Consider the following 14,221-nt stretch of genomic DNA (forward strand, 5'->3'; position numbering starts at 1 on the left):
CTAATTGCTTTAACTATGTAGGTATACTATGTGCAAAACAATCGAAGGTGATTCTCTATTTTGGCTCCCAATTCATGTCAATATGTAAAATTCCATCATCCAAATAAGGCTCTGTTATTTGTTTAAACCCAAGTCCTTGGTAAAACACTTTTAAATATTCCTGGGCCTGAATTTTTATTCCGGTTTCTTTCCATTCCTCTGTGATAAAATGCAATGCTCTTTCCATCACTTGTTTTGCATAACCTTTGCCACGGAATTTATTGACCACCATTACTCTCCCAATCGAGGCCTCTTTGTACTTATTACCTGCAGGAATAATACGTACTAGTGCAGCGATTTCGCCTTCTTCCTCTACATACAAGTGCATGCTTTCCTGATCATAATTATCTAATTCCGGATAGGCACAGTTTTGCTCTACGACAAATACATCCGTTCGTGCTTTCAAAAGATTATACAGCTCTATGTTTGTTAATTCTGAAAATGATTTGATATGCCAGTTCATTTCTTTTCCTTCCTTCACTTTTTTCCTTATACTATTATATGCAAGGGTTATCGTAAAGGATAATTCACTACGCTTAAAAAGAGAGAATAATACCCATGGAAAACAAGACGAAAATAGGGCAAACAGAACTGACAGTCAATCCAATTGGTTTAGGGACAAACGCTGTTGGTGGGCACAACATTTATCCGAATCTTGACGAAGAAGCAGGCAAAGAATTAGTAAGAACAGCTATTAACAATGGCATGAATTTTCTCGATACTGCTTTTATTTATGGACCAGAACGTTCAGAAGAACTTGTTGGACAAGTCATCAAAGAAACGGGGAAACGCCAGGAAGTAGTACTTGCAACCAAGGGTGCACACAAATTTGTTGGGAAGGATATCGCGCTTGATAATTCACCTGCTTTTTTAAAAAAATCGGTAGAAGATAGCCTTAAACGCCTCCAAACAGATTATATTGACTTGTATTATATCCACTTCCCTGATGAAGAAACTCCTAAGGATGAAGCGGTTGGTGCATTAAAAGAACTGAAGGATCAGGGAAAAATAAAAGCAATAGGCGTATCTAATTTTTCTCTTGATCAACTAAAAGAGGCTAACAAAGACGGGTATGTGGATGTTTTCCAAGGTGAATATAACCTTTTAAACAGATCTGCAGAAACGGAGTATTTCCCTTATATGACAGCTAATAACATTTCCTTTGTACCCTATTTCCCATTCGCTTCTGGTTTACTTGCAGGGAAATACGATAAGAACACTACCTTTGACGACGGTCGTGCTAAGGCACCAAACTTCCAAGGTGAAACATTCCTTCGTAACCTAGAAAAGGTGGAAAAGGTACGTAAAATAGCTAACAATAAAAATGTAGAAGTCGCACATGTAGTCCTAGCGTGGTATTTAACAAGGGATGCAATTGATGTGGTTATTCCTGGCGCGAAACGTGCGGACCAAGTATTAAACAATCTACAGACACTTAGCGTGGAATTGACTACTGAAGAAATGAATGAGATCGACAATATTTTCAAAAGTTAACAGGAATTAAAGAGGCATACACACATTTTGTATGCCTCTTTTTCATGCTATACTTTTTTCAAAGACCAACACGAGATGCTACATAAGGAAGTGCGACAAATAAGTAGGAGGCGAGAAATAATGAATATTAAGGAAAAGCGAATTGGATTTATTGGAACAGGAGTTATGGGAAGCAGCATGGTTAAGAATCTAATGCTAGATGGGTATTCTGTTTCGGTATATACCCGGACAAAAGAAAAAGCAACTCCGTTATTGGAACAAGGCGCAGAGTGGGCGAATTCTGTAAAAGATCTTGCTGCCTCCAGCCACATAATCATCACTATTGTTGGCTATCCTCAGGATGTTGAAGAGGTTTACTTCGGGACAGATGGATTGCTCGCACATGCTAATCCTGGCAGCTATCTAATAGACATGACAACATCAAAACCAGCATTAGCTAAAGAAATTTACGCTCGTGCAAAGGAAAAAGGTATCCAAGCATTAGATGCCCCTGTATCAGGTGGGGATATTGGTGCTAAAAACGGTACTCTAGCCATAATGGCTGGTGGCGATAAAGAGGCATTTTCTACAGTACTTCCTGTATTGGAGGCAATGGGAGAGAACATTATTTTGCAGGGTGAAGCAGGTGCAGGTCAGCATACGAAGTTAAGCAATCAGATTGCCATTGCTACAAACATGATCGGTGTATGTGAAGCGATTGTCTATGCGAAAAAAGCTGGACTTGATCCGTCTAGGGTGCTTGATACCATCACTACTGGAGCGGCGGGGAGTTTCTCCTTATCCAAGTTGGCGCCAAGAATGATTGCTGGCGATGATGCACCAGGATTTTACGTGAAGCACTTTATCAAGGATATGACCCTTGCATTAGAATCAGCCAAAGAGCTTGGCATGGAAACACCTGGATTGGCTCTTTCACTCAAACTTTACAAAGAGCTAGCAGAAAAAGGGGAAAATGATAGTGGTACACAAGCACTTATAAAGCTATTTGAACAATAATGAAGTGAGAACAGATTATCTCTGTTCTCTTTTTTAATTTTATCTTGCTTTGAGAGTAGAAAGACGGAGAGTTTCTGTTCAACCCAACATACTAAGAGGGATGAACTGCAAAAAAGAACGAAGCTTTCTCCTTTAATTATTCGCTCCAGCTGCTACATTACTTACCGGGCTCTGCTCCTTTGTTATCTACCTCACTTTGAACAATGAAAGCTAAATCATCATTTCCAAAGAGCTGCAGAACCTGTAATACGGTAGATGTAGGAATTTCTTCTGACTCCTTTTTTGGTACAGTAAGTTCCATCGCTTCAGCTAAGGATGGGTTATGTATCTGGTTTGGGTAAGCTTTTGCATATAACGCTACAGGGTCTAAATCGTTATTAATACACCATTGGGCATAAATTAAAATCATCATTTTTTCATCACTTTGATAGCTTTTTATAACTTGTTCTTCCATTTCCTTTTTATCCATGACAATCCTCCTTTTTTGCACCGAGAAAACCAGCACAATTCCATAAAACTAATTTTTCTTAAATAGATACACCCACATAAAGGAAAGTGCTTGTTTTAAATCAGATGACAAATGCTCTGTATCTGTTGGGTTGACTTCTTTTTTATAGACCCCTAGATCATCCACTTGTTGAAGACCTATTTCTGTTGCCAGCTTTCTTAGCTCCCAAGGCATCATAGTATTGCATATAGAATCCTCCCCATATAGACGGGAAAAGCTATTGGCACGAGGGCCTGCCGTAGGACCTAAAATACCAATGCATAAATGTCCCCCATCTTTTGTCACCCGAATCATTTCATTTAAAGCATGTAAAGGATCCTCTGTCCATTCTAAAACATTAATCGCTATTAATGCATCATATGACTCTTCTGGAAATGACAACTCGTTTATATCTGCTTTTTTAAAAACAATCTCCCCTTCTGGTAAGGCTTTTTTAGCGTGGTTGATCATCTCGTTGGAAATGTCGACACCAGTCACCTTATAACCCGCCTTTTTTAACAAATAAGAACCATACCCGTCACCACAGCCAACATCCAGCACCATATTCCCTTCCACTATATGCTGCTGAATAAATGGAATAATAGTACTTCTGCTTCCTTTCTCCCACATGTTTCTACTTCGTTCATGCCAAAAATCAGCTCGGCTATCCCATTCTACTTCAGCCATTTCTCTCCAGTTAAAATCTTTCATGCCCTTCCCCCTTCGACAAGTTTTCCCTTATATAAATCGTTATTTTGACTTACTCGATAATATTTACTTTATGATACAAAAAAAGGTTTATCTCACGGATGAGATAAACCTTTTTGTAATTAACAATTATAGGCGAACAACGTTAGCTGCTTGCGGTCCGCGGTTACCTTCAACGATTTCAAATTCAACATCTTGACCTTCTTCAAGAGTTTTGAAACCTTCTGATTGGATAGCTGAGAAATGTACGAATACATCGTCTCCGTCTTCGCGCTCGATGAAACCGAAGCCTTTTTCTGCGTTAAACCATTTTACTTTACCAGTCATTAAAATGACCTCCTTATACAAAATATCGTGCAAAGTAATTGAATCATAAATACTTTTACACCACTTTGATAAAGAGATCGTAAAGTATTATTCAAACTTCAATTTCCTTTTGCTAATACCACTTTAACCTTTTCCCATCTAAAAAGCAAGCAATTAGAGATGTTATTTTCCAAAAAAACTATTAAGGCTTACTACCATAGGCAAGCGTACGTAAGCGTTTCCCTATTCTTTGGATTTTATTTCACTATAGCGTCGTTTTTGTCGATAACCATACGTAATATCCCGTACTAATTCATCATTCTCCAAACTTGCTCCAATTGCACCCACAATAGTGGAAATAGATGTCGCAACCCAAGCAAGTCTCAGGAAATACAGAAAGCTAAAATCCCCTTCTATATCGACGGAGTAATCATAAACATCTGGAGGTATAACGATCAATATTGTGACAAGAAACAAGAAAAATAGAACAGCATAATAGCTTAACACAGAAATTAGTAATGTGAGGACAGTTGCCTGATTATACAAGCGTCGCAGTTTGGAATCTGATCTAACGGACTTGCTTTCCCATAGATCATGAGCAGAAACAATCCAAAATACCATTAAACAAATAGCAGCAATATTTAATGCCAATAGCCTATAGACGCTGAGAAGATAACTTAATTCCCAAATTGTAGTAAAAATAAGACCAAAAATACCTGTAGAAAAAGCTATCGCAATTATTCTTTTAAACGAAGGCATAATGCTCAATGGTCGATTTGCTTGTGTCATACCCATTAACAGACGTATTTTCCCTAATTTCTTGGGAAATACGATATAGCGTGCTTCTTTTCCCACATGATCATCGTTTTCACTAAGCCGCTTCACCCGACTAACCGGAAATTGCTTCTGTAGTAAAAATTCGGGATTTGATTTCTCTAGTTCTTCTAATTTATCAGAATTACCTTTATGGTAATAAATTTCTCTGATTATTTGAATAATCGCATTCTCAATTCTTTTCTTGGTTGGCAACCAGCCAAATACAGGGATAGACAATTGTGCCACAGCATGGTGAAGGCTAATATCTGCCCCCACAATGTTTTTGTTATGAAATAAAGGAAGGTCTGTTAAACACACTGCATAATCCCAGCCCTTTTCCTTTTTAATTTCTATAGCTTTCTCTAATATTTCGCCTACTGTCTCTGCTGCTCCAGTAAGCGGATCTATAATAAACTCCATTTCCCAAGAAACATCTTCTTCGACTTGATTCTGAAGATGGTGAGGAATCTTTTCAATATATTTTCTCCCTATAGCTGCAGGTAACTCGGGAGCAGCAATTAGGCCAACTACAATTTTCTTCGTCATTCGCTGCACCTCTTTTCAGGCTTCGTTCCCTCATCCTGATTTCCCTCTCCATTTTCTTCGTCACCTATCTCATAATAGCGTTGTTGTTGACGAAAGGAATAGGTGGCATTACGTATCCTTTCTTCTTTCTCTAACCCTGTTCCTATTGCCCCAATAAGCGTGCTGAATGAAGTGACTAACCAGACCAGCTTTATATAATAAATAAAGGACGGTGAACCTTCAACTTGTGTTCTTACTTGGAATAACTCAGGGGGCACAAGAAGCGACATAGCAGCTAGAAACATGGTAAACAGAACTAAATAATTCAATGCCACAATGCTTGTTAAGGTCAGAAATGTTGTATGGTTATATAAATCACGCCAACGCTTTTTACCATGCTCTGATGGCTTTTCCCATAGATTGTGGGAAAAGATAATCCAAATGACCATACCAAAAATAGATAACAGCATCAGGAAACCGAGTCTAAGTGGAGAGTAGGCTACACTTAGAACCCATGGATTTGGAAAAATGGATACATAAGCTCCCGATGCAAAAGAGAGCATTACAATTTTTTTAAACGATAGCAATGCCTGCCAAGGTCGGTTTGCATACGTCATGCCAAACAATATACGCAAATACCCAATTACTCTGGAACGAACGATATAGCGAAAGTCTAACGGGCTTTTCGGGGAGGCATTGTCTCTTCGCACACGAGAAAAGAGAAACTGTCTACCTATATTCTTAGCAGCGTCATTACCATTTTCCAGTGTGTGCTCTTCTGCAGAAGTCTGTTCACTGGTATTTAAATACAATTCCTTCATCAATTCAATTATGATCACACGAATTCTTTTGTGCATTGGCATGACGCCAAATGCCGGAATTGATACCTGACCAATCTTTTGCTCCAGGCTTGCATTTCCCACCACTACCTTTTTCTTGAAAAATATAGGTAGATCTGTCAGACAAATTACATACTCCCAGTTTTGTTCTTTTTTTATGTTGTTGGCTTTATCTAACACTTCCTTTGTTTCTTCTGCAACTCCGACAAGTGTATCTACTGTTGTCTCTACTTCCCAGCTTGTTTCTTTATCAATCTCTTCAGAAAAGTAGTCTGGCAATTCTTCACACAAGTCTTCTGCTATATATGCTGGTAGATTGGGTGCAGAAACCAACCCCACACGAATTTTCGTCAATTTTTCCCACCTCCCCACATTTTGTTTTCTTTCTAAGCTATAACTATTTTCCCCTTTTCCACTATGAAAAACATACTTTCACAAAGAAAATATATCAGCAATGGTGCTAATGACAGACATAGTTATTTTTATGGACTAGAAAAAGAAATTTAAACATGATAAAATAATGTCTTGCAAGATTATAAAATAGAATACCGACTACCAAACATTTATATCTTGCAAATATGAATGATAGGTGGTAAATCAACATGGAAAATTTTAATTATCAGGTTTTATTGTATTATCAGTATGTGCCAATTGAAGATCCTGAATCCTTCGCTGCAGAACATCTTCAATTCTGTAAAGAGCTTGAGCTAAAAGGGAGAATCCTTGTAGCAGGAGAAGGAATTAACGGAACAGTATCTGGTACAAAAGAACAAACAAAAAAATACATGGAAGCAATGCAAAACGATCCACGCTTTGCAGACATGGTGTTTAAAATTGACGAGCACGAGGGGCATGCGTTTAAAAAAATGCATGTACGCCCACGGGAAGAATTAGTTTCCCTACGTCTTGAAGATGACATTAATCCATTGGAAAAGACGGGTAACTACCTTTCACCAAAGGAATTCTTTGAAGCAATGCAAGAAGAGGACACTGTGGTAATTGATGCCCGTAATGACTATGAGTACGACCTCGGACATTTTCGTGGCGCTATTCGCCCGGATATAGAAACATTCCGCGAACTTCCGGATTGGATTAAGGAAAATAAAGAAAAATTTAAAGAAAAGAAAGTTCTAACTTATTGTACAGGCGGTATCCGTTGTGAAAAATTCTCCGGATGGTTGCTTGAAGAGGGCTTTGAGGATGTAAGCCAGTTACATGGCGGCATTGTAAGCTACGGAAAAGACCCTGAAGTACAAGGTGAACTATGGGATGGACAATGTTATGTATTCGACAACCGCATTTCTGTACCAATCAATCGAAAAGAACACGTTGTAGTCGGCGTTGATTATTTCGATGGTCAGCCATGCGAGCGCTACGTAAACTGTGCAAATCCTGAATGTAATCAACAAATACTCTGCTCTGAAGAAAATGAGCATAAATATATGCGTGGCTGTACTCATGAATGTCGAGTAAGCCCACGAAACTTGTATGTAGAAGAACATGAATTAAACGAACAACAAGTAGAAGAAAGACTTGCAGCTATCGGTGAAACACTTAAGCAAGAAGCATAATATATTGATTAACAATAGACGGCCTAGGTGGGCCGTCTATTTTTACGTTAGGAAAATAGTGAATTTTAACTAGGAAGTAAAAGCATGTAGTTGAATTTTGAAACCCGTGTATAAAAAAAGCGTTTGTTTGGACAGGCCTCAGAACCATTGCTATTCTTTTACTAAGGAGGCTTGCTTATTATGAGTGTATATGAATTCAAAGCTGAAACAATTAACGGCAAGGAAATTTCATTATCAGAGTATGAAGGAAAAGTACTTTTAATCGTTAACACAGCAAGCAAGTGTGGCTTTACTTCTCAGCTAGAGGGGTTGCAAAAGCTTTACGATACGTACAATCAACAAGGGCTTGAAATCCTAGGGTTTCCATGCAATCAATTTAACAGTCAGGATCCTGGATCTAATGAGGAGATTGCTGAATTCTGTCAGCTAAATTATGGTGTGACATTCCCGATGTTCAGTAAAGTTGATGTTAAAGGGAAAAACGCCCATCCTCTTTTCGCCTACCTAACAGAAGAAGCAAAAGGGTTACTAACAAAGCAAATCAAATGGAATTTCACGAAGTTTTTAGTTGGCAAGGATGGACAGGTAATAGACCGATTTGCCCCACAAACAAAACCAGACGAGCTTGAAAAAGCTATTCAAGAAGCGTTGGCGCAATAATTAAGGGTGGCGTTCTCCAGATATCGCTGTGTAAGATAATATAATCAATCCAAAAAGCCGCGTGAAATTGGAATGTCGTCTTCCAACACATGCGGCTCTTTTCTTTTAATATATTCTTTTCTAACAACTTCCTACAATACTTTATCCAGAAAATCTTTTGCTCTCGAAGACTGTGGGTTTTGGAAAAAGTCTGTAGGTTTTCCTTCCTCTACTAGTTTTCCTTGGTCTAGAAATAGCACACGGTCTGCTACCTCTTTAGCGAAATTCATTTCATGTGTCACGATTACCATCGTAATACCTGTCTTAGCTAAATCTTTAATAACGTCTAAAACCTCTTTCACCATTTCTGGGTCTAGGGCCGAAGTTGGTTCATCAAACAGCATGATTTCTGGTTCCATGGCTAGAGCTCTTGCAATGGCAACTCTTTGCTTTTGCCCACCTGAAAGATGATTTGGATAGGAATCCTCTTTATCTGTCAGCCCAACCTTTGCCAAAAGTTTTTTCGCACTTTCCACAGCTGTTGACTTGTCTAAGCCCTTTACTTTTTGCGGTGCATAGATCACGTTCTCGAGCACTGTCATGTGTGGGAAGAGATGGAAGTGCTGAAACACCATGCCAATATTCTTTCTGATTTCTAGCTTATTTACTTTTGAAGATGTGATCTCATTATTGTTCATAAATATCTCACCTGAAGTTGGCACCTCTAATAGGTTTAGACAACGAAGGAAAGTAGACTTACCAGACCCTGATGGCCCAATGACAGTTACCACTTCTCCTTGATGAACAGTAGTGGAGATTTCCTCAAGGACTGTATTTTTTCCAAAAACCTTTGTAATCTTATCTGCTTTAATCACTTTGACGAAGCCTCCGTTCCACTAAACTTCCTGCCACTGTTAGGAGATAAACCATAACCCAATAAATTAGAGCTACGAAAATTAACGGCTCGAAGCTTCGGTAAATATCCGAACCTACCACCTGCGCTCTCCGCATTAAATCCAAGTATCCGATTGTAGAAACGAGCGCAGATTCTTTTGTTAACGTAATAAATTCATTCATCATGGCTGGTAAAATATTTTTGAATGCCTGCGGAAGAATAATGTTCAACATCATAGGCTTATAAGGAACACCTAACGCTTCTGCAGCTTCTGTCTGGCCCCGGTCTACCGCTTGGATACCACCACGTATTATCTCCGAGATATAAGCTGCAGAATTTAGCCCGAATGCAAGCACTGCTGATAAAAATGCCGTTATATCATATCCAGTGAGCTGTGGAACAGCAAAATAAATAATCATTAATTGCAAAATAAGCGGCGTTCCACGAAACATCGATGTATAAAATACAGCAAAACCTTTTAAAAATGGTAATTTCGTTATTTTACATAATGCGAGTAATGTACCAAGCACAAAGCCCATCACTATTGATATACTTACAAATTTTAATGTGGCCCCAATTCCCTCTAGTATAAAAGGAATATAAGGCACGATTTGGCTGAAATCCAAATTCATGCCTTAACACCTCAATTCTCTGTCTGTATTTTTATTCCATGTCTGAGAGCCATTTTTCTTCTAGCTCCTGGATCTTTCCTTCTTCTTCAAGCTTTTCAAGTACTTCATTCACTTCTGTCACCATTTCACTACCTTTTGGAAAAGCAATTCCCATTCCTGGTGAACTTGTTGTCGGATCATCAAAACCTATTAGTTCTTGCTCTTTTATAAAACCAGTTGCTACCGTTTTATCCATATATCCAGCATCAATTCGGTTAGAGTTAAGCTCCTGAATAATTAAACCTGCATCATCTACTTTTTTCACTTCAAAACCATATTCCTCACTAAGTGTTTCTGCACCTTCCTCTTGAATGGTACCCAGCTGCACACCTATGGTTTTCCCTTCCAAATCCTCAAGATTCTCTATTGCTGAATCAGAAGGTGTTACAAACATCTCCCCAGAATGATGGTACGGATTAGAGAAATCTACATTTTCCTTCCGTTCATCAGTTGAACTCATACCTGACATAACCATATCTACTCGGTCTGCCTGTAAGGCTCCAATTAATCCATCAAACTTCATATCTTCAATTTTTAGTTCATAGCCTAATTCCTCTGCTACTAGGTTTGCTAAGTCAATATCAAACCCTTCAAAGTTGCCCTCTTTGTCCCGTGACTCAAATGGAGGAAAATCTGCAGATGTAGCCATTTTCAATACCTTATCTTTCTGATCCGAATTCCCCGAAGCTTCATCCGATGTTCCACAAGCAGCAAGCCCCACTGAAGCTAGCATAATAAATAAAATAATTCCGATAGTCTTTTTCATTTTTTTCTCCCCCTATTTTGAATTAAATTCCTGTTGAATGGATTGGTAAAGTGCTTTGTCTGTTAAAAGGTCATATCCTGTTAACGCTAATGATAATGCGCCATTAGCCAAGGTTTGATGTCCCTCTGCAGTTATTGTTTTATCTGCAAATTCCTGTGTATGGGCGATCAATCCTTCCTCGCCAAACCCAATGTATGGGTGAATTGCTGGTACCACTTGACTGACATTACCCATGTCAATTGAGCCGTAGCTTTGTTTAGGTGGTAGTACTGTTTTTCCACTAACCTGTTCTAAGTTCTTATTAAATGCATCGGATAATGCTTTATTTGTAATCATATTGTCATAGCTCAGTTCATAGTTCGATATCTCCAAGGTTGTTCCAGTCATAAGAGCAGCTCCTTGGGCGATATTACGAACCTTTTCTACAACATTGTTTAAGTTGTTTCGCTCCTTCGCTCGTACATAAAATTGAGCGACAGCATATTCTGGTACGACGTTAGCCGCTTGTCCTCCTTCTGAAATAATGCCGTGAATCCTTACATCTGAAGTCACATGCTCTCGTATGGCGTTCACTCCGTTGAACAGTTGAATGACACTATCCAGTGCATTTATTCCTTTTTCTGGAGAAGCTGCTGCATGAGATGATTTCCCTTTATAAGCGAACTGAATGGCGTCCATAGCTAAGGAATCACCACTCGAGTATGAAAGATCACTTGGGTGTACGATCATCGCTGCGTCAATGTCAGAAAATATTCCTTCATCACTCATCGGTACCTTTGCACCATTCGTTTCCTCAGCAGGGGTGCCTAATACAACGACACTTCCACCGATTTGATCGATCTTTTTACTAAGTATTACTGCAGCCCCTACACTCATTGTTCCAATTAAGTTGTGTCCACAGCCATGGCCAACTCCAGGGAGAGCATCGTACTCTGCTAAATATGCAATTTTAGGTCCCGGTTTTTCTCCTTTATATTCCGCCTTGAAAGCTGTAGGCCTATCAACGATACCCTTATCTACTTGGAATCCCTGTTGTTCAAGGTAATTTGTCAGTAGTTTCATTGATTCATATTCCTGATCACCCAATTCCGGATTATCATACAGGTGATCGCTCATATTTATTAAATCTTGTTTTATATGATCAAGTTCTTTTATCAATTCATCCTTCATGTTTATCCCCCGCTGTATAAATGTATATTTATTAATCTGTATGTATATTTATAACATAATTATGCATAAAAACACAATAGAATTTTAATAAAATTCAAGGAATATTTTTCTGTAAACCTTTACAAAAGCGTATTAAAGCCATTTACCAAACAAAAAAACTGTCAATCATCTTATTTAAATATAGTGAATATTCCATTCAGTCAGAATACAATTACTAAATATTGCCTTAAGCTATTCCCTAAAGTAAATATTCAATCATAGTTTGGTACAATAAGAGTATTAAAAGTAGAAAAACTGGAGGGATGTAAGTGTATTGCTTAGGCTGTAAACTAGCTAATAAAAGAGAAAGCGCCATGATTGTGCTTGAAGATGATTATGTATGTTGTATCCTAGACCATAACCCTTATAACGAGGGACATGTGTTAATCTTACCTAAGAACCATATACAGTACTTTGATGAGTTAGATGAAGATACTGCAAATTCTTTAATAAAAGCTGCAAAACTTTTATCCTCCACTATCAAAGAATTGTTTCATCCGGAAGGAATTACCATCTGCCAAAATGGCGGTGCCTTTGATGAACTCACTCATTTTCATATGCATGTGATTCCAAGATATAAAGGGCAGAGCTTTGCAGATTTTTATATGGAAGAGGAAACATACCAAATAGAGGATAAAAGTATATTAGAAGCTACTAAAGATAAAATGGTTAATCATCTTACCAAAATTAAACTACAGGATTTTTACAGCAAATAAAAAGAGCGAATTTGGCCCTTTTAACTCTTAGGCTTCAAATTCGCTCGACTATAGATCTAGTTGTAAAACTTACAATGGTTTAATAAGCCTTTGCCCAATATACCATTTCCTTCGCTTCTTTGCCGCAGCATACGCAAGTATCTGCTACAGCTTCTTGTTCAAATGGGATACAGCGGGAAGTGGCGGTTGTTTCTTCTTTGATTTTCTCTTCACATGCAACATCCCCACACCACATTGCTTTAATGAAGCCAGGATTCTCTTCTAAAGCTTGTTTAAATTCATCCATTGTTTTAGCAATCGATGTCTTTTCTTCACGATGTGTTTGGGCTTTTGCAAAAAGATTTTGTTGGATTTCTTCCAACAATACAGGCAAGCGGTCTTCTAGATCGCTTAGAGGAATAAATTCTTTTTCGCCTGTATCTCTGCGTGCAAGCACGACCTGTTCTTTTTCGATATCTTTTGGTCCCATTTCAATACGTACAGGGATCCCCTTCATTTCATACTCATTAAATTTCCAGCCAGGCATCTTATCACTAGCATCAATATCAACACGTACCAGATCCTTCAAGCGATCACGTAAATCGTATGCTTTATCCAATACGCCTTCTTTATGCTGAGCAATTGGAACGATCATAGCCTGTGTTGGTGCAACTCTAGGTGGGATAACTAGTCCACGATTGTCACCATGAACCATGATCAAAGCTCCCATAATTCTAGTGGATAGCCCCCAAGAAGTTTGGTGTACAAATTGGCTCTCTCCATTTTCATCTAAATACGTAATATCAAAAGCTTCTGCAAATCCAGAACCGAAATGATGTGATGTACCTGATTGCAGGGCTTTTCCATCATGCATCAGCGCTTCAATTGTCAGCGTGTAATTAGCACCTGCAAACTTTTCTTTATCGGTTTTACGTCCTTTTAGTACAGGAATGGCGAGATATTTTTCTGCCATATCAGCATATACTTCAAGCATGCGATTTGTTTCTTGAGCTGCATCCTCATCTGTAGCATGCGCCGTATGCCCTTCTTGCCAATGGAATTCAGACGAGCGCAAAAATGGCCTCGTAGTTTTTTCCCATCGCACTACATTTGTCCATTGATTATAAAGCTTTGGCAGGTCTCGATAAGAATGAATATTTTTTGAGTAATAATCACAGAAAAGCACTTCCGAAGTTGGGCGGACAGCGATACGCTCTTGTAGTTTTTCCTCGCCACCATGAGTTACCCATGCAACTTCCGGTGCAAATCCTTCTACATGGTCCTTCTCCTTTTGAAGGAGGCTTTCTGGAATAAATAGTGGAAACGCGACATTAGAATGTCCTGTCTCTTTAAACTTTTTATCCAGCTCATCTCGCACATTTTCCCAAATGGCGTAACCATATGGTTTGATAATCATTGTACCGCGAACTTGACCATAATCAACCAAATCTGCCTGCTTCACAACATCTGTATACCATTGCGCAAAATCATCTTCCATTGCTGTTATTTTTTCCACAAACTGCTTGTTCTTTTTACCCAAGCCTAACACCTCTTTATATAAAGAT

The 14,221-nt window shown here is 38.6% G+C and carries 16 protein-coding genes; 5 read left to right on the top strand and 11 right to left on the bottom strand.

Annotated elements, in window-relative coordinates; translation table 11 throughout:
* Window positions 1-55: 55 nt before the first annotated feature.
* The gene (locus tag BN985_RS00400; protein ID WP_042220430.1) at window positions 56-502 is read right to left on the bottom strand and encodes a GNAT family N-acetyltransferase; all 447 of its coding nucleotides are present in this window, start codon (window positions 500-502) and stop codon (window positions 56-58) included.
* A 95-nt stretch (window positions 503-597) separates the two neighbouring features.
* Between BN985_RS00400 and BN985_RS00405 the strand changes: the two genes are divergently transcribed.
* Window positions 598-1,533 (top strand): aldo/keto reductase, encoded by a 936-nt coding sequence (locus BN985_RS00405; RefSeq protein ID WP_042220432.1) that lies wholly within the window; start codon window positions 598-600, stop codon window positions 1,531-1,533.
* Between the two features lie 75 nt (window positions 1,534-1,608).
* A complete protein-coding gene (locus BN985_RS00410; RefSeq protein ID WP_084157489.1) occupies window positions 1,609-2,529 on the top strand; it encodes an NAD(P)-dependent oxidoreductase in 921 nt (306 codons plus the stop codon).
* A gap of 157 nt (window positions 2,530-2,686) precedes the next feature.
* On the opposite strand, the gene BN985_RS00415 is transcribed toward BN985_RS00410, so the two are convergent.
* From BN985_RS00415 to BN985_RS00435, 5 genes are all read right to left on the bottom strand, one after another.
* The gene (locus tag BN985_RS00415; RefSeq protein WP_042220435.1) at window positions 2,687-2,998 is read right to left on the bottom strand and encodes a hypothetical protein; all 312 of its coding nucleotides are present in this window, start codon (window positions 2,996-2,998) and stop codon (window positions 2,687-2,689) included.
* 48 nt (window positions 2,999-3,046) lie between these two features.
* Entirely contained in the window at window positions 3,047-3,727 is a 681-nt protein-coding gene (locus BN985_RS00420; RefSeq protein ID WP_042220436.1) for a class I SAM-dependent methyltransferase, read from the bottom strand.
* Between the two features lie 126 nt (window positions 3,728-3,853).
* On the bottom strand, window positions 3,854-4,051 hold the full coding sequence (locus tag BN985_RS00425) for a cold shock domain-containing protein (RefSeq protein WP_036577114.1): 198 nt from the start codon (window positions 4,049-4,051) through the stop codon (window positions 3,854-3,856).
* Between the two features lie 222 nt (window positions 4,052-4,273).
* On the bottom strand, window positions 4,274-5,392 hold the full coding sequence (locus BN985_RS00430) for a hypothetical protein (RefSeq protein WP_042220437.1): 1,119 nt from the start codon (window positions 5,390-5,392) through the stop codon (window positions 4,274-4,276).
* Window positions 5,389-6,564: a hypothetical protein gene (locus BN985_RS00435; protein WP_042220438.1), complete on the bottom strand. Its 1,176-nt coding sequence runs from the start codon at window positions 6,562-6,564 to the stop codon at window positions 5,389-5,391. The genes BN985_RS00430 and BN985_RS00435 overlap by 4 nt, the downstream gene beginning before the upstream one ends.
* Window positions 6,565-6,812: 248 nt before the next feature.
* Between BN985_RS00435 and trhO the strand changes: the two genes are divergently transcribed.
* Window positions 6,813-7,781, top strand: a complete 969-nt coding sequence (trhO, locus tag BN985_RS00440) for an oxygen-dependent tRNA uridine(34) hydroxylase TrhO (protein WP_042220439.1) — start codon at window positions 6,813-6,815, stop codon at window positions 7,779-7,781.
* A gap of 180 nt (window positions 7,782-7,961) precedes the next feature.
* Window positions 7,962-8,441: a glutathione peroxidase gene (locus BN985_RS00445; RefSeq protein WP_156960049.1), complete on the top strand. Its 480-nt coding sequence runs from the start codon at window positions 7,962-7,964 to the stop codon at window positions 8,439-8,441.
* Window positions 8,442-8,572: 131 nt separating this feature from the next.
* Here the strand turns inward: BN985_RS00445 and BN985_RS00450 are convergent, their stop codons facing one another.
* Genes BN985_RS00450 through BN985_RS00465 form a run of 4 tightly spaced genes read right to left on the bottom strand, consistent with a single transcriptional unit; the run spans window position 8,573 to window position 11,922 of the window.
* The gene (locus tag BN985_RS00450; RefSeq protein WP_042220440.1) at window positions 8,573-9,295 is read right to left on the bottom strand and encodes an amino acid ABC transporter ATP-binding protein; all 723 of its coding nucleotides are present in this window, start codon (window positions 9,293-9,295) and stop codon (window positions 8,573-8,575) included.
* Window positions 9,288-9,947 (bottom strand): amino acid ABC transporter permease, encoded by a 660-nt coding sequence (locus tag BN985_RS00455; protein WP_042220441.1) that lies wholly within the window; start codon window positions 9,945-9,947, stop codon window positions 9,288-9,290. Before BN985_RS00455 ends, BN985_RS00450 begins: the two co-directional genes overlap by 8 nt.
* Window positions 9,948-9,978: 31 nt before the next feature.
* Window positions 9,979-10,752 carry an ABC transporter substrate-binding protein gene (locus BN985_RS00460; protein WP_042220442.1) on the bottom strand — a complete coding sequence of 258 codons (774 nt, stop codon included), beginning with the start codon at window positions 10,750-10,752 and terminating at the stop codon, window positions 9,979-9,981.
* Between the two features lie 12 nt (window positions 10,753-10,764).
* Window positions 10,765-11,922: a M20 family metallopeptidase gene (locus BN985_RS00465; protein ID WP_042220444.1), complete on the bottom strand. Its 1,158-nt coding sequence runs from the start codon at window positions 11,920-11,922 to the stop codon at window positions 10,765-10,767.
* Between the two features lie 308 nt (window positions 11,923-12,230).
* Between BN985_RS00465 and BN985_RS00470 the strand changes: the two genes are divergently transcribed.
* Window positions 12,231-12,677 (top strand): HIT family protein, encoded by a 447-nt coding sequence (locus BN985_RS00470; protein ID WP_232225509.1) that lies wholly within the window; start codon window positions 12,231-12,233, stop codon window positions 12,675-12,677.
* 79 nt (window positions 12,678-12,756) lie between these two features.
* Here the strand turns inward: BN985_RS00470 and proS are convergent, their stop codons facing one another.
* Window positions 12,757-14,196 carry a proline--tRNA ligase gene (proS, locus tag BN985_RS00475; RefSeq protein WP_042220445.1) on the bottom strand — a complete coding sequence of 480 codons (1,440 nt, stop codon included), beginning with the start codon at window positions 14,194-14,196 and terminating at the stop codon, window positions 12,757-12,759.
* Window positions 14,197-14,221: the final 25 nt, after the last annotated feature.

Origin of the sequence: Oceanobacillus manasiensis (assembly GCF_000724085.1) — a bacterium.
GTDB lineage: Bacteria > Bacillota > Bacilli > Bacillales > Amphibacillaceae > Oceanobacillus_B > Oceanobacillus_B manasiensis.